Origin of the sequence: Halomonas saccharevitans (assembly GCF_032333995.1) — a bacterium.
Classification (GTDB): domain Bacteria; phylum Pseudomonadota; class Gammaproteobacteria; order Pseudomonadales; family Halomonadaceae; genus Halomonas; species Halomonas saccharevitans.
Genome location: NZ_JAVXUR010000003.1, coordinates 198,885 through 217,154, shown reverse-complemented (window position 1 = coordinate 217,154; position 18,270 = coordinate 198,885). Strand labels below are relative to the sequence as shown.

Genomic DNA, 18,270 nt, shown 5'->3' with positions numbered 1-18,270 from the left:
TTCCTGAGACAAGAAGACCGGCACAGAGTACGTCACTCGGCGTCCGAGGTCAGGACGTGGCGAGCCACAAAGCAGGAAGGGCGCCAAGGCGCCCCTCCTGTCTGGATGCATGTCATGCCACCGATGCCACTACCTCCGGCGACGAATATCGACTCAGCTTTCCAGTTTCTCGAGCGGTTCGATGCGCACCAGGTCTTCGTAGGCGTGCCAGCTGGCATGGCCCAGTACCGGCAGGATCAGGGCCAGGCCGATATAGAAGGTCATGACCCCGACCAGCACGCAGCCGGTGAGGATGGCCGCCCACAGCAGCATCGGCCGGAAGTTCTTGGCCACCGATCGGATGCTGGCCTCGATGCCCTCCATGAAGGTGAGGTCCTGATCCATCAGGGTGGGGATCGCCACCACGCTGATAGTGAAGGCGCCGAAGGCCAGCACGCCGCCAATCGCGGTACCCACCGCCAGCATGATCAGGCCGTCGGGGGTGGTCAACAGCGAGGAATAGAGCGTCTCGGGATTGGGTGCCTCGAGGCCGAAGAACAGCGCAAACAGCAGCGTGGCCAGGCGAATCCAGGCGAGAAAGAAGATCATCATCATCACGCCCATCATCGCCAGCTGTCCGGCGTGCCCCTTCCAGGCGCCGAAGGCATCACCGAGGTTGGGAACGCGGCCCGCCTCGATCGCCCGGCTGATGCCGTAGGATCCCACCGCCACCAGCGGTCCGAGGAACATGAACCCGGCAATCAGCGGCAGCAACCAGTGCCACAGCCCCAGCGTGAAGGCGCCGGCGGTGATGGCGATACTCAGCCCCACCCAGAACATGCCGTAGGCAAGGCTGACCGAGGTGGCCTGGCGAAAATCCTCGAAGCCCGCCGCCAACCAGGCACGTGGCTTGTCCATATCCACTGACCGGATGTTGATCCTGACATTGGGCGCAGCAGTCTTGTCCTGCTCTCTGGTTGCCGCATTCATGGTCACACCCCTGTTTCCGCCTTTGGTGTCCCGGTTCTGCCGGGCCGGTTCGGGGCGCATCTCGACGCGTAGCCGACAGGCGCCCGTCATCACTTAACGCCTAATTAATATAGACGACGACCGCCGTTGACGCAGAACTCGCGGATACGCGCCCCTCAACGCACCGTATCCTCACGAGAGCGCGAGTCCAGCTGTCTTGCCCGGAGTCACCACCCGCGCGACGCCCCCTTACGCGAACGCCTCCCTTGAGGGAGGCGTTCGCGGGATGCTGCGCGTTGCCTTGATTGCGATGCCATCAATAACGACGGCATCGCAAGCGGCATGGCGCCCACTCAGCGCACGATCATCACCGACACCTTCGAGTGATGCACGACATGCTCGGCATTTGGGCCGAGCACGTAGTCGACGAACTTGCGCTTGTTGTGGGAGGCCATGACGATCAGGTCGATCTCGAGCTGCTTCCCCGCCTTGATGATCGCCTCCCATGGCGAGCCATCGACGATCACGCTCTGGACGGTGATGTCCTCCGGCACGTGCTCACGAATGAACTCGTGCTGGGCCTCGGAGACCGCCTTGTGCGCCTTCGCGGCGAAGTTCTTGGGGAAGTAGGAGCCCACCAGCGGCATGCGGTAGTCGGGCAGCACCGTCACCACGTGCAGCGAGGCACCGAAGCTCTGGCACAGCGACAGGGCCGTGGGCAGCGCCTTCTCCCATGACGCCTCCTCGTTGAGATCCACCGGCAACATGATCTTCTGGTACATGGTTGCGCCTCCTTCAGGCTTGAGCCAGGGCGGCGTCGCGACCACGCCGCCGCCGTTGCAGCATCAGGACCAGGCCGAACACCAGGAAGGCGGGAATCCACATCCACTCCTTGGTCCAGCGATCCACCGGAGCCAGGACCTGGATAATCTCCTGATCGAAGTCGAAGCCCATGTCGGCGGCCTGACTGCCGTAGGCGACCATGTCGACTACCGCCTTCTCATCGTCGATGAACAGTTCCAGCCCCAGGTTCTCAAGGCGTTCCTCGCCGGTCTCGCCCTCCGGCACCGCCAGCGTCATGTAGGTGGTCATGGGATCACCGTAGGCGTCCAGACCCGCTATCTGCAGCCGCAGGGTGGTGTCATCGCTGACGCTACCCAGCGTCTCGACGAACTGCGCTGGAGGGATGTCCTGGTAGGGATCGTGGATCATGTCCATCCAGAACCCCGGCCGGAACAGCGTGAAGGCCACCAGCAGCAGCAGGATCGACTCGTACCAGCGGCTACGCGTCACCATGAAGCCCTGGGTGGCCGCCGCGAAGATCAGCATCGCCACCGTGGCCACCACGAAGATCAGGATCCCCTGCAGCCAGGAGACATCGATCAGCAGCAGATCGGTGTTGAAGATGAACAGGAACGGCAGCGCCGCGGTCCGCAGGCTGTAGTAGAAGGCCTGGAAACCGGTGCGGATGGGGTCACCGCCCGACACCGCCGCCGCGGCGAAGGAGGCCAGGCCCACCGGTGGTGTCACGTCGGCCATGATGCCGAAGTAGAACACGAACAGGTGCACCGCGATCAGCGGCACCAGCAGGCCATTCTGCTCGCCCAGCTGGACGATCACCGGGGCCAGCAGCGCCGAGACCACGATGTAGTTGGCGGTGGTGGGCAGACCCATGCCGAGGATCAGGCTGAGCACCGCGGTGAGCAGCAGGATCAGCATGAGATTACCCATGGAGAGCACCTCGACCACGTCGGCCAGCACCAGGCCCACGCCGGTCTGGGAGACGGCGCCGACGATGATGCCAGCGGTGGCCGTGGCGATGCCGATGCCGATCATGTTGCGCGCACCGGTCACCAGCCCGCTCCACAGATCCAGCAGCCCCTCGCGGACATCCTTCGCCATGTCGCTACGGCCGCGGAAGATCGAGGTGATCGGGCGCTGGGTGATCATGATGAAGACCATCAGCACCGTGGCCCAGAAGGCCGACAGCCCCGGCGAGAGGCGCTCTACCATCAGGCACCAGATCAGCACGACGACCGGCAGGATGTACTGCAGGCCGACCATCACCGTGGGGCGCGTCTGCGGCAGGGTATAGACCGGTTCATTGGGATCGTCGAGCTCGAGCTCGGGGTAGCCGGAGGCCAGCTTCAAGAGCCCTACGTACACCGCCGTCAGGACCACGGCCACCAACCAGGGGGTGGCATCGCCCATCAAGGGCTTGATCCAGCCCAGGCCGTAATAGACCACCAGGGCCGTGATCATCATCAGCAGCAGGCCGCCGAGGAAGCCGATCACCTTGCGCACCAGGGGCTTGGGCGGATTGCTGCTCTGCAGGCCCTGCATGTTGGCCTTCAGGGCCTCGAGGTGCACGATATAGATCAGCGCGATGTAGGAGATCAGCGCCGGCAGGAAGGCGTGCTTGATGACATCAACATAGGAGATGCCGACGTACTCGACCATCAGGAAGGCCGCGGCCCCCATCACCGGCGGCATGATCTGGCCGTTGACCGAGGAGGCCACCTCCACCGCGCCCGCCTTCTCGGCGGGGAAGCCGACGCGCTTCATCATCGGCACGGTAAAGGTGCCCGTGGTCACCACGTTGGCGATCGAGGAGCCGGAGATCAGGCCGGTCATACCGGAGGCCACCACGGCGGCCTTGGCGGGCCCGCCCTTGTAGTGGCCGAGCAGCGAGAAGGCGACCTTGATGAAGTAGTTACCCGCGCCCGCCTTGTCGAGCAGGGCGCCGAACAGCACGAACAGGAAGACGAAGCTGGTCGAGACCCCCAGGGCGATGCCGAAGACCCCCTGGGTGGTCAGCCACTGATGGTTGACCAGGCCGAACAGGCTAACCCCGCCGTGAGCCAGAATGCCCGGCATCCAGGGACCGGCGAGGCTGTAGACGAGAAACACCATGGCCACGATCATCAACGGCGGTCCGAGGGCGCGACGCGTCGCCTCGAGCAGCAGCAGGATGCCGATCACCCCGATGATCACATCCTGCAGGATGGGCGCACCGGGACGCTGGGCCAGCTGTTCGTAGAACATGAACATATAGGCGCCGCAGAAGGCCGCGACCGCCGCCAGCACCCAATCCTGGATGGGAATGCGGTCTCGCGGCGAGCGTTGCAGCGCCGGGTAGGCCATATAGGCCAGGAAGAGGGCGAATGCCAGATGAATCGATCGGGCCTCGGTGGCATTGAAGACCCCGAAGCCCAGCATGAAGGGGATCGGCGAGGCGATCCACAGCTGGAAGAGCGACCACACCGCGGCGATGCTGACCAGCAACTTGCCCGGCATTCCGGCCGGCTTGCGCGCCCCCGAGTCGGTAGAGGCGACCATATCCTCCAGGTCGACCTCGTCACCCGGAGACCTCATCTTGTCCTCGGTCATAAGCGAGCCCTGCTCTAAGTTATCGATTGACACTGGTAATCATTCGTCAGAACCAGAGTGCGCGGCCACCTCTGGGGATGACCGCGCACTCAACACCTGGATGAGGTGATCTCAGATGCCGAAGATCACTCGATCCAGCCCTGCTCGCGATAGTAGCGTGCGGCACCCTCGTGCAGCGGCGCCGACAAACCGGAGCTGACCATCTCCTGCGGATCGAGGTTCTCGAAGGCAGGGTGCAGACGCTTGAAGCGATCGAAATTGTCGAAGATCGCCTTGACCGTCTGGTAGACCACCTCGTCGTCGGTGTTGCTGTCGGTCACGAAGGTGGCCGCCACGCCGAAGGTGGGCACGTCGTCCGGGTTGCCCTTGTAGAGGCCGCCGGGGATGACCGACATGGAGTAGTAGGGATGCTCCTCGACGATCTGCTCGATGGCCGGCCCATCCAGCGGGACGAGACGCGCATCGACGGTGGTGGTGGCTTCCTGCAGGGAACCGTTGGGGTGACCGACCACATAGACCATGGCGTCGATGTTGTTGTCGGACAGGGCCGCGGCCTGCTCGGCGGCGTCCAGCTGGGAGGCCAGGGAGAAGGTATCCATGGTCCAGCCCTTGGCATCCATGACAACTTCCATGGTGTTGCGCTGGCCGGAGCCCGGGTTGCCGATGTTGACGCGCTTGCCTTCCAGGTCGTCGAGGCCCTCGATGCCGGCATCGGCGCGGGCCAGCATGGTCAGCGGCTCGCCGTGGACGCGGAAGACGGCGCGCAGCTCTTCGTAGGCATCACCCTCGAAGTTGCCGGTGCCGTTGTAGGCCTGGTACTGAACGTCGGACTGCACCACGCCCATGTCCAGCTCGCCGGACTTGATGCCGTTGACGTTGGCCACCGAACCGCCGGTGGAGGGGGCGTTGCACTTGATGTTCGCGTCTTCCAGACGGTTCACCAGGCGGCAGACGGACTGGCCAACCACGTAGTAGACGCCGGTCTGACCACCGGTACCGATGGTGATGAACTTCTCGTCCTGGGCCATGGCCGGCGATGCAAACATCGCGGCTCCCAGCAGCGCGCCGGAAAAGGCAGCGGCGGAGAAAGCATGACGTTTCATGAACACACCTCTTGTGTTGTGAAAACGGATTCCGTGTAGTGGCGGTCCCGATCCTGAACCGCCAACGGCTCTTAGCCGCTCCCCCCTACTTTAGCGAAAAAAGCGGTCGTATGATGAGGCCTTTTTGCTTACGGGGGAGTCTAGACACAGCGTAGATCACGCGAGCGTTAATTTTTCGCGGCGCTGTCCACGTAGCGGCGGCGAGACGTTCTCACGAATAGACTGAGATGAGGATCGAAAAGCAGTGGCCTGGATCCCGAATGCCAGGCCTCGCCACAGGAGACACCATGCAGATACTCGCCGGTCAGATCAGCATTCCGACGACGCGTTGTCGCGCCGACCAGCTCAGTCACCTGAGCCGGTTGGCGGAGCGTATGCACGCGGCCTGTGATGATGGCGTGCCGGATCTGATCGTGCTGCCCGAGCTCGCCGCCCAGGAATACAGCGACGACGCCTTCGACTGCCTCGCGGCGCTGGATGACGATCTCGGCGGCCCGGTGGTCCAGGCCTTCGCCGAGCTGGCCCGGGAACTGGGCACCGCCATCGCCTTCGGCATGGCGCGCCGCGCGGGCGGCCGCCGCCATATCAGCCAGGTGCTGGTCGGCCCCGACGGCCGCCTGGCCGGCGTCTACGACAAGCTCCACTGCGCCCAGTTCGGAGCCTCGGGCGAGGCGGCCCACTTCTCGCCCGGCGAGCAGCTGCTGGTCACCGAGATCGCCGGCTGGCGGGTCGGCGTGGTCATCTGCTACGACCTGCGCTTCCCGGAGCTGGCGCGGCGCCTGGCCACCGAGGGGGTCGAGCTGATCCTGCATCCGGTCGCCTTCACCCGCGACTTCAGCTTCGCCAGCTGGCACGCCTTCGTCGCCACCCGCGCCATGGAGAACCAGCTCTACTGGCTGAGCCTGAATCGCGCCGGCGCCGAGTGGGGCCGGTCGCTGTTCTGCCCGCCGCTGGTCGACGACGACCACCCCGCCCTTACCTTCGGCACCGGCGAGGAGTGGCAGCGACTTACCCTGGACAAGGCGGCGCTTCGCGAGGCGCGCCGCCGCCTGCCGCTGGGCAAGGACCGTCGGGCGGACCTTGATGCCCTGCCGCTGTGGACACCAGACTGAGAAGAGGCCAGGCAACGAAGGAGCCCCGCCATGACCGAGCGCATCGAATGCCAACAGGGCGATATCGCCCGCCAGGACGATATCGATACCGTGGTCAATGCCGCCAACGCCCAGCTGCGCAGCGGCGGCGGCGTGGCCGGCGCCCTGCACCGGGCCGCCGGCCCCGAACTCGCCGAGGCGTGCCGGCCGCTGGCGCCGATCCGCCCCGGCCAGGCGGTGATCACCGGGGCCTTCGCGCTGCCCAACCGTCGCGTGATCCACTGCCTGGGGCCGGTCTATGGCGTCGACGAACCCGCCGACGAATTGCTCGCGGCCTGCTACCGCCATGCCCTGGAGCTTGCCGAGCGCCACGGGGTCCGCTCGATCGCCTTCCCGGCCCTCTCCGCCGGGGCCTTCGGCTATCCGCCGGCCGAGGCGGCGCGCATCGCGATCTCGACGGTGCTCACCACCCTGCCCCGCTGCCCCGGCATCGAGCGCGTGCGCTTCGTGCTCTTCGACGCCACCAGCCGGGACCTGCATCGGCGCACCCTGGCCACCCTGCAGGATGGCCAGGCCCCGCACGACGGCTGAGCGCCGCGGCCCCTGCTACGCGACCCGGGCCTAGACGTTGTAGCCCAGCACCCCGGGCAGCCACAGGGCGATGGCGGGGAACAGCGCCACCAGCGCCAGGGCGGCCGCCATGGCCGCCACGAACAGCAGCGCCCAGCCCACGGTCTGCTCCAGGCGGATCTTCGCCACCTCGGTGGTCACCATCAGGTTCACCGCCACCGGCGGGGTGAACTGGCCGATGGCGATGTTCATCGCCAGCAGAATGCCGAACCACACCGGGTTCCAGTCGAAGTGCTGCATCACCGGGATCAGGATCGGCATCATGATCAGGTAGATCGAGATGGCGTCGAGCACCATGCCGGCCAGCAGCACCGCCAGCATGATCAGCACCAGCAGCAGCGTGCCGTTGTCGGTGAGCCCGACGATCCACTCCGCCAGGTGACGGAAGGTGCCGAGCATGGTGCCGGCCCAGGCGAAGATGCCGGCCAGGGCGATGATCAGCATCACCACGCCGGAGATCACCGCCGCCTCGCCGAGCAGCTCCCAGAGATCCCGCCAGCGCATCTCGCGGGTCAGGAAGAGGCCGACCAAGGCGCCGTAGGTCACCGCCACCACGGCCGCCTCGGTGGGCGTGAAGAGCCCGCTGCGCAACCCGCCGAGGATCAGCACCGGGGCGAAGAGCGCCGGCAGCGCCTGCCGGAAGCTCTCCCCCACCTGCGGGCGTGCCGCCGCCCGCTCCTGGCTGCCGCCTTCTCCACCACTCCCTTCCCAGCCATTCCCTTCCCAACGGTAGCGGCGCGAGACCAGCACCGCCGGCCCGAGCAGGGCCAGCCCGGCCAGGATGCCGGGGAAGAGCCCCGCCGCGAACAGCGCCCGCAGGTCGACCCCCGGCACCACGATGGAGTAGAGGATCAGCGCCACCGAGGGCGGGATCAGGATCGCCGTGGAAGCCGAGGCGGCGATCAGCGTGGCCGAGAAGGGCTTGGGATAGCCGGCCTTGGTCATGCTCGGCAGCATCACCATGGCCACCGCCGCGGCATCGGCGGGACCCGAGCCGCTCATCCCGCCCATGATCATGCAGACCAGCACCGCCACCACGGCCAGGCCTCCGTGGCGCGGGCCGATCAGCGCCTGGGCGAAGCGCACCAGCCGCGCCGCCACCCCGGCCCGCTCGAAGATCAGGCCCGTGAGGATGAACAGCGGGATGGCGATCAGCGGGTACTTGGCCACGCCGTTGTAGGTGTTAGTGCCCAGCGTGGCCAGCATGGCGGGCGAAAGGCCGGCGAGGATGCCCACGGCCCCGGACAGCCCCAGCGAGAAGGCCACCGGCACCCCGGCGATCAGCAGGCCCGCGAAGGCCAGCAGCATCCACAGATCAGGCGTCATCCTCGAGCCTCCCGCGCAGGCGATCCCAAGTCTGCTGCACCTGGCGCAGCATCATCAGCGCCGAGAGCAGCGGCAGCCAGGCCAGGTACCACCACTGCGGCAGGCCGAGCCCCGGTGAGAGCGAGCCCCACTGGACCTCCTGCCAGGTCATCCGGGCGCCGAACCAGGTGATCAGCCCCAGTACGGTCAGGCCGCAGGCTCCCTGGAAGAGGATCAGGACGCGGCGCGGCGCCGCCGGCAGGGCGCGCTCCAGCAGGCCGATGCGGATATGGCGGTGGTGGCGCAGGGCCACCGAGGCGCCGGCGAAGGTCAGCACCACCAGCAGGAACACCGAGAACTCCTCGGTGAAGGCGAAGGAGCCGCCGGTGAGGTAGCGCACCACCACGTTGGCCAGGCTGATCAGGCTGATGATCAGGATCGCCAGGGTCGCCAGCAGGCGTTCGAGTCTTGCGTCGGGACGTTTCATGGGGGTCGCGCTATCAGAGGAGTCGATACGGGATCGGCCCCGCATGGGGCCGATGAGAAGGGACGATGAGAAGGGCCAACAAGAGGCGCCGATGGGATGGAGTACCAGGAGGTCAGTCCGGCTGCATGTCGCTCCGGGCGGCCTCGACGATCGCCTCGCCGATGCGCGGCACCCACTCGTCGTGGACCGCCTCGGTCGCCTCGACGAAGGCCTGGTGCTGTGCCTCGTCGAGCTCGGTGACCGTGACGCCGCGCTCCTGGATCGCCGCCAGCCGCGCCGGCTCCTCCTCGCGGGTCATGGCGATCTCCCAGGCACCGGCCTCCTCGGCAGATTCGCGCAGGATAGTGCGCTCCTGCTCGCTGAGCGACTCCCACACCTGACGGTTCACCGCGAACACCAGCGGATCGTTCATGTAGTTCCACAGGGTCAGGTGTTCCTGCCCCACCTGGTCGATGCGCGCCACGTCGAACACCGACAGCGGGTTCTCCTGGCCGTCGACCGCGCCGGTGGTCAACGCCGGCTTGGCATCGGCCCAGCTCATCTGGGTGGGGTTGGCGCCCAGCGCCGTGAAGGTGTCCTGGAACAGCGGCGAGCCCACCACGCGGATCTTCAGGCCCTCGAGGTCGGCCGGCTCGTCGATGGGCCCCTGGGAGTTGGAGAGCTGGCGAAAGCCGTTCTCGCCCCAGGCCAGCGGCACCACGCCGCGCGACGCGATGGCCTCGAAGACCATCTCGCCGGCCGCACCGCCGGTGACGGCATCGACCGACTCGACGTCGGGCATGAAGAAGGGCAGCGAGAAGAGGTTCAGTTCCGGTACCTGGGGCGACCAGTTGATGGTCGAGCCCACGGCCGCGTCGATCAGTCCTGAGCGCATGGCCGAGAACTCGCGAGTCTGGTCGCCGCTGACCAGCTGGGAGTTGGGATAGACCCGCAGGGTCAGCTCGCCGCCGGAGCGCTCGGCGACCCGCTCGGCCCACTTCTCGGCGGCCTGTCCCCAGGGGAAGGCGTCGGAGAGCACGGTGGAGACGGAGAGCTCGCGGGCCTCGACGGACGAGGAGATGGCGAGGGAAGCGCTGACGAGCAGGACGCCGGCCAGGGCGGCGGCCACTCTGCGTGCGGGGCATGATGAAGGCATGGCGTGTCCTTGCGGTGTTGGGCGCGGGGAGCCCAGCGGTGGCCTCCCCGGCATCGTTGTTGTCAGGGCGTCATCGACGCCGCGAGCCTCAAGATGCCCTGTCATCCAAGCGTCATGCAAGGGACACGAAGCCCGCCGGCTGTCCCCGGATTCAACGAAGTTGCTATGCTGTCAGGCTTTGCGCTCATTCCCCCGAGGAGACACCGTGCCGCTCCGTGACCTGGCCCTGGGCCTCGCCGTCATCGTCATCTGGGCGCTGAACATCATCGTCATCAAGCTGGGGGTGGCCGAGCTTCCCCCGCTGCTGCTGACCACGCTGCGCTTCGCCCTGGTGGCGGTACTGCTGGTGCCGTTCCACCCGGTGGCGCGTCACCAGCTGCCCTTCCTGGCGCTGCTCTCGGTGACCTTCGGTTCGCTGCACTTCGCCCTGCTGTTCATCGGGCTCGGTCAAGCCGAGGCGGGCACCGGCGCGCTGCTGGTGCAGATGGGCACGCCCTTCGCGACCCTGCTCGCCGTGGTGTTCCTCAAGGAGCGCCTGGGGCCGCGTCGCCTGGCCGGCCTGGCGCTCTCCTTCGCCGGGGTCGCGGTACTGGCCGGCGGCCCTACCCTGCCCTCGCCGCTGCCCACCGCCCTGCTGCTGTTAAGCGCCCTGGGCTGGGCCATCTCGCAGTTGCTGATCAAGCAGGGCCCCAAGGTCTCGCCCATGGCGCTGGCCGGCTGGGTGGCGCTGTTCGCCACGCCTCAGGTGGCGCTGGGGTCCTGGTGGTTCGAGCAGGGCCAGTGGCAGGCCATCCAGGCGGCCGGATGGGCCGGCTGGGGCGCGGTGTTCTACACCGCGGTGATGTCCTCCATCCTGGCCTACGGCCTCTGGTACGGGCTACTGCGCCGCCACCCGGTGAGCCGGGTCACGCCGCTGACGCTGCTGATGCCGGTGGGAGCGGTGCTGCTGGGGGCCTGGCTGCTGGGCGATAGTCTGGGTATCAACAAGCTGGCCGGGGGCGGTTTGGTCCTCGCGGGACTGGCGCTGATCACGCTGCGCTTCGGACCGCGCCGCCCGGCATCCTGATCGAGGAGTGACCCGACCAGGGCGCCGGCGACGTGTTCAGGGGGCGGACGATTCGGAGGCCCGGCCCGCACAGAGCCCGCCGCCGCCCGGCCAGCTGACGCAGTCCCCCGCCGCCACGCCCATCGCCGCGAAGGCGCCGGCGTTGACCTCCAGGGCCGCGCGGTAGGGCACGCCGGGACGAGTCACCGGGCAGTCGCCGGGCGCGCCAGCGGTGCAGGGCGCCATCTGGTGGATCTCGGCGATACGGCCGGCCTCATCGATGAAGGCGATGTCCAGCGGGATCCGCGTGCGATACATCCAGAAGCCGTTGCGCGAGGGCTGGCGCCGATCGTAGAGGAAGAGCATGCCGGCCCCCTCGTCGAGGTGGTCGCGCTCCATCAGGCCGCGGCTGCGCTCGCGGATGCTTCGCGCCACCTCCACCTCGAGGCGCTGCGGCCCCTGGGCGGCGTGGATGACCAGCGGCACGCTCTCAAGGGATGGGGCAGCATCGGGGTCGGCGGCGAGCAGCGGACGCGGCAGCAGGCCGGCCGCGGGCAGCAGGGCCAGGCCCAGCAGGAGCTGGCGGCGGGTGGCATTCATTGAGGTCTCCTCAGCGGCCGGAAAGATCGGCGGGTTCGATATCGACGGGCTCGTCATCGACGGGCCGGGCGCCGGGCATCAGGTGGATCCCGGCGGCGAGCAGCGAGACGCTCACCCGCTCGCCCTGAGCCAGGCCGTTGCGACGCGCCGCATGGGTGGGCAGTTCGAAGCGCAGGGTATCGTCGCAGTGATCGAAGGCCAGCGCCACGAAGGTAATGCCACCCAGCACCGCCATCTCCACCACTCGGCCCTGAACGGGGTTCTCACGCTCTCCCCGAGAGGGACGGCCGCGGCGGTGCAGCACTACGTCCGACGGCGGCAGGTACCAGCTGACCCGCTGCCCCGGCGACAGCCGCTCGAGGCCACTCGCCACCTCCAGCCGCCAGGGCCCCCACTGCAGCCAGCGACCGGACGCGTCGTCCGCCACGCGGCCCGCGAAGACATTGTGGCGATCGAGAAGCCGCGCCACCGCGGGGCTCGCGGGCCAGCGGAAGAGCGCCTCGGCCGGCGCCTGCTGCAGGCTGCGGCCGGCATGCAGCACGCAGAGCCGATCGGCCAGGGCAGCGGCCTCGTCCAGGTCGTGGGTGACCAGCACGATGGGGATGCGAATCTCGTCACGCAGCAGGGCCAGCTCTCTCTGCAGCCGCCGCCGGGTGACCTGGTCCACCGCCGAGAAGGGTTCGTCGAGCAGCAGCACCCGCGGGTTGCGCGCCAGCGCCCGAGCCAGGGCGACGCGCTGACGCTGGCCGCCGGAGAGCGCCGCGGGATGGCGATCGGCGAGCCCATCGAGACGTACCCGGGCGAGCCACTGCTCGGCGGCGAGGCGCCGTTCGGCGGCGGGCAGGTGATCCAGCGCGACCATGACGTTGCCCCGCGCCGTCAGGTGCGGGAAGAGCGCATAGTCCTGGAACACCAGCCCCACCCGGCGCTGCTGGGGGCGCAGCGAGCGCCCTGCCGCTGCATCGAACCAGGTCTCGCCGGCGCAGCGAATGACGCCGCCCGCCGGCCGGTAGAGCCCGGCGATGGCGCGCAGCAGGGTGGTCTTGCCGCTGCCCGAGGGCCCCACCAGGGCCAGCAGTTCCCCGGCCTCGCAGTGGAAGTCGGCGGCCAGCGGGATCGGCCCGGGCTGGTGCAGGCTGACCGCCAGCCCGGGCCGATTCAGCTGGCCGTTCGCCTCGGACCGAACGCCTCGATTCGACTCAGCCACGGCGCCACCTGCGTCGCCCGGCGAGCCCATAGACCACGCCGATGGTCAGGAAGGAGACCAGCAGCAGCATGGCCGACATCACCGCGGCGCCGGACTCGTCGAAGGCCTGGACCCGATCGTAGATGGCGATGGCCAGGGTACGCGTCTCGCCCTCGATGGCGCCGCCGACCATCAGGATCACTCCGAACTCGCCGAGGGTGTGGGCGAAGGTCAGCGCCAGGGCCGAGACCAGCCCCGGCCACACCAGCGGCAGCTCGATGCGCCAGAGCGTCTGGCTCGGCGAGAGGCCGCTGCACCAGGCCGCCTCGCGCAGGTTGGGGGGGATCGTCTCGAAGGCGCGCTGGATCGGCTGCACGGCGAAGGGCAGGTTGGCGACCAGCGAGGCGAGCAGGATGCCGGTGAAGGTGAAGTTGAGCCCGCCGCCGGTCAGCGATTGCCAGAAGGCGCCGAACGGCGCCTGCACCCCGAACGCCTGCATCAGGTAGAACCCCAGCACCGTGGGCGGCATCACCAGCGGCAGCGCCACCAGCGCCTCGCAAAGCGCGCGGCCGCGAAAGCGCGACAGCGCCAGGGCGCGTCCCAGCCACAGCCCCACCGGCAGCAGCAGCAGGCAGGTCAGGGCCGACAGGCGCAGCGAGACCGAGAGCGCCGTCCAGTCCATCAGGATGCGTCCGCCGGGGCCTGGGGCAGGGTCGGCGGCTGGAAGCCGAAGCGCGCCAGGATCTCGCGCGCCTCCTTGCCCTGCAGCCAGGCGTAGAGGGCGCGGGCCGACGCGCCGGCGTCGGGCATCAGCGCCATGCGCTGGCGCAGCGGCGCGTGCCGGTCGTCGGGGATCAGCACGACCTCGGCCCGCTCGGCAAGCGTAGGGGCCAGGGCCAGCGAGTAGGCCACCAGGCCGCCGCGGGCCTCGTCGGCCAGGGCGAAGCGCGCGGCCTGGGAGACGTTCTCGCCCATCACGCGAAGCGGCGCAGAGGCCTCCCACAGTCCGGCCTGCTGGAGCGCCTGGCGGGCGGCGATGCCGTAGGGGGCGTGCTCCGGGTTGGCCAGGGCCAGCCGCGGGCGGCCCTCCCCCGCGCGGTGCGTGGCGATGGCCGACTCGACGGCGGAGAGCGCGTCCTCCTCGCTCGGCAGCGCGCCGCGCCCGGGGGGCTGGATCCAGGCCAGACGGCCGACCGCGTAGACCACCCCGGCATCCTCGGTGAAGCCTTCCTCGTCGAGGGCCAGCACGCTCTGTTCGTCCGCCGAGAGGAAGAGCTCGAAGGGCGCGCCCTGGGCGATCTGCCGCCGGAAGTTGCCGGAGGCGCCGTAGTTGATGCGCACCGGCGCGCCGCCCTGGGCACGAAAGCGCTCGATCAGCTCGGGGAAGGCGAATTGCAGCGAGGAGGCGGCGGCCACGGTGGCCGGCCCCGCGATCGCCGGAGAGGCGATCGCCAGCAGCCAGGCGGCCAGGGCGAGGCGGAGCACAGCGGTCATGAAGAGATCCCGAACCCGAGTCAACGAGCCCGCATTGTCGGCCAGGTCCGCGAATGGAACAAGGCGGGCGGCGCCGGGGCGCTACCCGCCTTGATGCGCATCAAGGTCGGATCAGGCCTGCGCCTCGTCGGCCTGCCCGAGGATCGCCATCAGGTCGATGCGGGTCTCCCGGGCGCTCAGGTCGAGGAGCGCCTCGAGGCTCTCCAGGTGCTCCAGGATGGCGCCCCGGGCGGCCTCGCCCTCGCCCTGCCGGAGGGCGGCCAGCAGCGAGGTGTGATCCCCCTCGAGGTAGCAGGAGCCGAGGCTCGGCCGCTTGTAGAGGGCGATCACGATGGAGGTGCGCAGGATCAGGTCGGTGAGCATCGCGCCCAGCACGCGATTCGGCGACTGGTCGGCCAGCAGGTGGTGAATGGCCAGGGAGTGCTCGATGCGCGCCGGCTCGTCGCCGCGCTGGTGGGCCGCGACTTCGCGCTCGACCTCCTGCTCGAGGCGCGCCGTCGAGGCGGCATCGAGACCGCCGGCCAACAGCGCGGCCACCTCGCCCTCGACCAGGCGCCGGGCGGCGAAGGTCTCGCGGGTCTCCTCGATGCTCGGCGCCCGCACCCGCGCCACCTGGTTGGGACGCTGATCGACCACGTGCTCCGAGGCGAGCCGGGTGAGGGCCTTGCGCACCACCGACCGGCTGACCCCGAAGACCTCGCCCAGCGTCACCTCCGGCAGACGCGTGCCCGGCGGCAGGCGCTGCATCAGCACGGCACGCCGCACCTGGTCGACGATGTCCCGGTCGCTGATGCGACGCCCGGCCCTGACCTCCGCCAGCACCTCCTCCTGCCACTCGTGCATGATCGTTCCTCTAGGTGGTTTGCTGACAGCTTCTCATCCCGTCACCGGAATGGCCACAGCAGACGGACCTATCGTATACAAGAATCACGCATCGGCCTGGTGTTCCGCCCCCACATCGAGGATCTTCAGGGTGTTGGTGCCGCCGTGGGCGTTCATGTGATCGCCGCGAGTGAGGATCACGTGATCGCCCGGTTCGGCGATGCCCTGCCCGACCAGCAGCGCCAGGGCGCGGTCGTTGAGCTCGGAAGCGCTCATCTCGCTGGTGTCGAAGGGCAGCGAGACCACCCCGCGATAGAGCGCCATGCGACGCTGGGCGATCGGGTTATGGGCCAGCCCGACGATCGGCAGCCCCGAACTGATCCGCGAGGCGATCAAGGGCGTGTAGCCCGACGCGGTCATGCAGGCGATGGCGGCCACGCCTTCGAGATGGTTGGCGGCATACATCGCCGAGAGCGCGATGGTCTCGTCGATGCGGCTGAAGCCCTCGTGGATGCGGTGGCCGGACTCCTGGGCACGGCGTTCGCGCTCGGCGCCCATGCACACCCGGTTCATCGCCTCGATGGTCTCTACCGGGAAGTCGCCGGCGGCGGTCTCGGCGGAGAGCATCACCGCGTCGGTGCCGTCGAGCACCGCGTTGGCCACGTCGAACACCTCGGCCCGGGTGGGCAGCGGCGACTCGATCATCGACTCCATCATCTGGGTAGCGGTGATCACCGCGCGGTTCAGCGTGCGGGCATGCTTGATGATGCGTTTCTGGGTGCCGATCAGCTTGGCATCGCCGATCTCCACGCCTAGATCGCCGCGGGCCACCATCACCGCCTCGCTGGCGCGGATGATGCCGTCCAGGGTCTCGTCACTGGCCACCGCCTCGGCGCGCTCGAGCTTGGCCACCAGGCCGATCTCGGCGCCGGCCTCGCCGAGCAGCTCGCGGGCCTCGAGCATGTCGGCGGCGCTGCGCGGGAAGGAGATCGCCAGATAGTCGACGCCGATGTCGACGGCGGTCTTCAGGTCGGCGCGATCCTTGTCGGTCAGCGCCGGGGCGGAGAGGCCGCCGCCCTGCTTGTTGATGCCCTTGTTGTTGGAGAGCTTGCCGCCCACCACCACGCTGGTGTGGATCAGGTGGTCGACGACGCGGTTGACGTCGAGCACCAGCCGGCCGTCATCGAGCAGCAGGCGATCGCCCGGGGCGACGTCGTCGGCCAGGGTCTTGTAGTCGCAGCCGACGCGGGTGGCGTCGCCCTGATCGCCGTCCAGGCCCATGTCGAGGATGAAGGACTGGCCCTCCTCCAGGGTCACGGCGCCCTCCTTGAAGCGGGCGATGCGAATCTTGGGGCCCTGCAGGTCACCCAGCGCGGCGACGCTGCGCCCCAGGCGCGCGGCGATCTCGCGCACCCGCGCCAGGCGCTGGCGGTGATCGTCGGCCGAGCCGTGGGAGAAGTTGAGGCGAACCACATCGACGCCGGAGGAAAGCATCTCTTCCAGCACGCCCTCCCGGTCGCTGGCCGGACCCAGGGTGGCGACGATCTTGGTGCGGCGAATGGGGGCGTGAATCGGGGCGTGAGTCGGCAGCGTCATGAGGTCCTCGGCAGTACCAGGATGGCACGAAAATCGTTGACATTGGTGCGCGTCGGCCCGGTGACGATCAGGTCGTCCAGGGCCTCGAAGAAAGTATACGCGTCATTGCGTGACAGGTAGTCGTCGGGATCGAGCCCCGCCGCTTGCGCCCTGCCCCAATCCTCGGGGGAGCAGTGTGCGCCGGCGTTATCCTCGGAACCGTCGATACCATCGGTATCCACCGCCACGGCGTGGATGCCGGGAGCGCCCTTGAGGGCCGTGAACAGCCCCAGCAGGTACTCGACGTTGCGTCCGCCGCGGCCGTCGCCCTCGACGGTCACGCTGGTCTCGCCGCCGGAAAGAATCAGCAGCGGCCGCTCGAGGCCGTCCTGGGCGGAGAGGGCCATGCGGCCCTGGGCACGGCCCAGCGCACGGGCCTCGCCTTCCAGATCGTCGCCGAGCAGGCGCACCTCGATGCCATCGTGCTCGGCGGCGGCCTGCCCGGCCGCCAAGGCGTCCCGGGCGCGGGCGAGGATCTCGCTTGAATCCCGGGCGAAGCCGGCGTCGTCGGGCCGCGGCGGCGTACTCTGGCCGGCCAGGCACTGACGCACGCCGTCGGAGACCTCGATGCCGTGACGCTCGAGGATCGCCAGCGCCTCGGCCGGACGGCTCGCGTCGGGCAGGGTCGGCCCGGAGGCGATCAGCGAGGCCTCGTCGCCGGGCACGTCGGAGATCAGCCAGGTCAGCACCCGGGCCGGGTGCGCGGCAGCCGCCAGGCGTCCGCCCTTGATGGCGGAGAGGTGGCGACGCACGGTATTGATCTCGCGAATCGGTGCGCCGCTTCTCAGCAGCGCCTTGTTGATCGCCTGCTTCTCGGCCAGGCTCACGCCGGGTGCCGGCAGGGTCATCAGCGACGAGCCGCCGCCGGAGACCAGCGCGATCACCAGGTCATCTTCCCCCAGGTCCTGCACGGCCTCGAGCATGCGGCGCGCCGCCTGCTCGCTCAGGTCGTCGGGCATCGGGTGCGAGGCCTCGAGGACCTCGATGCGCCGGCACTCGCTCTGCGGCCCCTGAGGACCCTGCCCTTGTGGACCGTGCCCGTAGCGGGTCACCACCAGGCCATCGAGCGGCGCCTCGGGCTGATGGGCCTGCCAGCTGCGCTCCAGGGCCGCGGCCATGGCGGCGGCGGCCTTGCCGGCGCCGACCACCAGGGTGCGCCCGCGGGGCGGCTCGGGGAGCCGGTCGGGCAGCAGGGTATCGGGATGCACGGCCGCGATGGCGGTATCCGCCAGCTGCCGGAGCCAGTCGCTCGGCGCCGCGAGTGCGCCGTGAGAGACCTGGGGGCTGAGTGTGTTCATGGGAGTCTCCTTCACGAAAAAGGCCCGGTGACGGGAGGGTACTTCAGGGGGAACCCACCACCGGGCAACGATCGCCAGCGGCGATCCGGCAGACGACGACC

The 18,270-nt window shown here is 68.8% G+C and carries 17 protein-coding genes; 3 read left to right on the top strand and 14 right to left on the bottom strand.

What is annotated here, in order from left to right; all coding sequences use genetic code 11:
* Positions 1-153: 153 nt before the first annotated feature.
* From RSO68_RS09040 to RSO68_RS09025, 4 genes are all read right to left on the bottom strand, one after another.
* Positions 154-969, bottom strand: coding sequence for a DUF2189 domain-containing protein (locus tag RSO68_RS09040; RefSeq protein WP_089846809.1), 816 nt, complete (start codon positions 967-969; stop codon positions 154-156).
* Between the two features lie 332 nt (positions 970-1,301).
* Positions 1,302-1,730 carry a universal stress protein gene (locus RSO68_RS09035; RefSeq protein ID WP_089846811.1) on the bottom strand — a complete coding sequence of 143 codons (429 nt, stop codon included), beginning with the start codon at positions 1,728-1,730 and terminating at the stop codon, positions 1,302-1,304.
* Positions 1,731-1,743: 13 nt separating this feature from the next.
* Positions 1,744-4,338: a TRAP transporter permease gene (locus RSO68_RS09030; protein WP_315586348.1), complete on the bottom strand. Its 2,595-nt coding sequence runs from the start codon at positions 4,336-4,338 to the stop codon at positions 1,744-1,746.
* 125 nt (positions 4,339-4,463) lie between these two features.
* Positions 4,464-5,441, bottom strand: a complete 978-nt coding sequence (locus tag RSO68_RS09025; protein WP_089846815.1) for a TAXI family TRAP transporter solute-binding subunit — start codon at positions 5,439-5,441, stop codon at positions 4,464-4,466.
* 287 nt (positions 5,442-5,728) lie between these two features.
* Between RSO68_RS09025 and RSO68_RS09020 the strand changes: the two genes are divergently transcribed.
* Both RSO68_RS09020 and RSO68_RS09015 read left to right on the top strand, forming a co-directional pair.
* Positions 5,729-6,553 carry a carbon-nitrogen hydrolase family protein gene (locus tag RSO68_RS09020; RefSeq protein ID WP_315586347.1) on the top strand — a complete coding sequence of 275 codons (825 nt, stop codon included), beginning with the start codon at positions 5,729-5,731 and terminating at the stop codon, positions 6,551-6,553.
* A 30-nt stretch (positions 6,554-6,583) separates the two neighbouring features.
* A complete protein-coding gene (locus RSO68_RS09015; protein ID WP_315586346.1) occupies positions 6,584-7,123 on the top strand; it encodes a macro domain-containing protein in 540 nt (179 codons plus the stop codon).
* A gap of 30 nt (positions 7,124-7,153) precedes the next feature.
* Here RSO68_RS09015 and RSO68_RS09010 read toward each other — a convergent pair whose 3' ends face one another.
* From RSO68_RS09010 to RSO68_RS09000, 3 genes are all read right to left on the bottom strand, one after another.
* Positions 7,154-8,488, bottom strand: a complete 1,335-nt coding sequence (locus tag RSO68_RS09010; protein ID WP_089846823.1) for a TRAP transporter large permease — start codon at positions 8,486-8,488, stop codon at positions 7,154-7,156.
* Positions 8,478-8,954, bottom strand: a complete 477-nt coding sequence (locus RSO68_RS09005) for a TRAP transporter small permease (protein ID WP_315586345.1) — start codon at positions 8,952-8,954, stop codon at positions 8,478-8,480. Before RSO68_RS09005 ends, RSO68_RS09010 begins: the two co-directional genes overlap by 11 nt.
* A gap of 112 nt (positions 8,955-9,066) precedes the next feature.
* Positions 9,067-10,089, bottom strand: a complete 1,023-nt coding sequence (locus RSO68_RS09000; protein WP_089846827.1) for a DctP family TRAP transporter solute-binding subunit — start codon at positions 10,087-10,089, stop codon at positions 9,067-9,069.
* 205 nt (positions 10,090-10,294) lie between these two features.
* On the opposite strand from RSO68_RS09000, the gene RSO68_RS08995 reads away from it, so the two are divergent.
* Positions 10,295-11,155, top strand: coding sequence for a DMT family transporter (locus tag RSO68_RS08995; RefSeq protein ID WP_089846829.1), 861 nt, complete (start codon positions 10,295-10,297; stop codon positions 11,153-11,155).
* Positions 11,156-11,191: 36 nt separating this feature from the next.
* Here RSO68_RS08995 and RSO68_RS08990 read toward each other — a convergent pair whose 3' ends face one another.
* The 7 genes from RSO68_RS08990 to RSO68_RS08960 all read right to left on the bottom strand — a co-directional run bounded on the left by RSO68_RS08990 (position 11,192) and on the right by RSO68_RS08960 (position 18,169).
* Positions 11,192-11,734, bottom strand: a complete 543-nt coding sequence (locus tag RSO68_RS08990) for a DUF192 domain-containing protein (protein ID WP_315586344.1) — start codon at positions 11,732-11,734, stop codon at positions 11,192-11,194.
* A gap of 10 nt (positions 11,735-11,744) precedes the next feature.
* Entirely contained in the window at positions 11,745-12,941 is a 1,197-nt protein-coding gene (locus RSO68_RS08985) for an ABC transporter ATP-binding protein (RefSeq protein ID WP_315586343.1), read from the bottom strand.
* Positions 12,934-13,602, bottom strand: coding sequence for a molybdate ABC transporter permease subunit (modB, locus tag RSO68_RS08980; protein WP_315586342.1), 669 nt, complete (start codon positions 13,600-13,602; stop codon positions 12,934-12,936). The genes RSO68_RS08985 and modB overlap by 8 nt, the downstream gene beginning before the upstream one ends.
* Positions 13,602-14,414 carry a molybdate ABC transporter substrate-binding protein gene (gene modA, locus RSO68_RS08975; protein WP_315586341.1) on the bottom strand — a complete coding sequence of 271 codons (813 nt, stop codon included), beginning with the start codon at positions 14,412-14,414 and terminating at the stop codon, positions 13,602-13,604. Before modA ends, modB begins: the two co-directional genes overlap by 1 nt.
* Positions 14,415-14,525: 111 nt before the next feature.
* Complete coding sequence (locus tag RSO68_RS08970; protein ID WP_315586340.1) at positions 14,526-15,257, bottom strand: GntR family transcriptional regulator; 732 nt, start codon at positions 15,255-15,257, stop codon at positions 14,526-14,528.
* 84 nt (positions 15,258-15,341) lie between these two features.
* Complete coding sequence (pyk, locus tag RSO68_RS08965) at positions 15,342-16,832, bottom strand: pyruvate kinase (RefSeq protein WP_089846841.1); 1,491 nt, start codon at positions 16,830-16,832, stop codon at positions 15,342-15,344.
* The gene (locus RSO68_RS08960) at positions 16,829-18,169 is read right to left on the bottom strand and encodes a glycerate kinase type-2 family protein (RefSeq protein WP_315586339.1); all 1,341 of its coding nucleotides are present in this window, start codon (positions 18,167-18,169) and stop codon (positions 16,829-16,831) included. The genes pyk and RSO68_RS08960 overlap by 4 nt, the downstream gene beginning before the upstream one ends.
* Positions 18,170-18,270 lie beyond the last annotated feature (101 nt).

Bases quoted from the DNA above. Each gene is read 5' to 3' on its own strand.
- RSO68_RS09040 (WP_089846809.1), bottom strand. From the start codon at position 969: ATGAATGCGGCAACCAGAGAGCAGGACAAGACTGCTGCGCCCAATGTC.
- RSO68_RS09035 (WP_089846811.1), bottom strand. From the start codon at position 1,730: ATGTACCAGAAGATCATGTTGCCGGTGGATCTCAACGAGGAGGCGTCA.
- RSO68_RS09030 (WP_315586348.1), bottom strand. From the start codon at position 4,338: ATGACCGAGGACAAGATGAGGTCTCCGGGTGACGAGGTCGACCTGGAG.
- RSO68_RS09025 (WP_089846815.1), bottom strand. From the start codon at position 5,441: ATGAAACGTCATGCTTTCTCCGCCGCTGCCTTTTCCGGCGCGCTGCTG.
- RSO68_RS09020 (WP_315586347.1), top strand. From the start codon at position 5,729: ATGCAGATACTCGCCGGTCAGATCAGCATTCCGACGACGCGTTGTCGC.
- RSO68_RS09015 (WP_315586346.1), top strand. From the start codon at position 6,584: ATGACCGAGCGCATCGAATGCCAACAGGGCGATATCGCCCGCCAGGAC.
- RSO68_RS09010 (WP_089846823.1), bottom strand. From the start codon at position 8,488: ATGACGCCTGATCTGTGGATGCTGCTGGCCTTCGCGGGCCTGCTGATC.
- RSO68_RS09005 (WP_315586345.1), bottom strand. From the start codon at position 8,954: ATGAAACGTCCCGACGCAAGACTCGAACGCCTGCTGGCGACCCTGGCG.
- RSO68_RS09000 (WP_089846827.1), bottom strand. From the start codon at position 10,089: ATGCCTTCATCATGCCCCGCACGCAGAGTGGCCGCCGCCCTGGCCGGC.
- RSO68_RS08990 (WP_315586344.1), bottom strand. From the start codon at position 11,734: ATGAATGCCACCCGCCGCCAGCTCCTGCTGGGCCTGGCCCTGCTGCCC.
- modB (WP_315586342.1), bottom strand. From the start codon at position 13,602: ATGGACTGGACGGCGCTCTCGGTCTCGCTGCGCCTGTCGGCCCTGACC.
- modA (WP_315586341.1), bottom strand. From the start codon at position 14,414: ATGACCGCTGTGCTCCGCCTCGCCCTGGCCGCCTGGCTGCTGGCGATC.
- RSO68_RS08970 (WP_315586340.1), bottom strand. From the start codon at position 15,257: ATGCACGAGTGGCAGGAGGAGGTGCTGGCGGAGGTCAGGGCCGGGCGT.
- pyk (WP_089846841.1), bottom strand. From the start codon at position 16,832: ATGACGCTGCCGACTCACGCCCCGATTCACGCCCCCATTCGCCGCACC.
- RSO68_RS08960 (WP_315586339.1), bottom strand. From the start codon at position 18,169: ATGAACACACTCAGCCCCCAGGTCTCTCACGGCGCACTCGCGGCGCCG.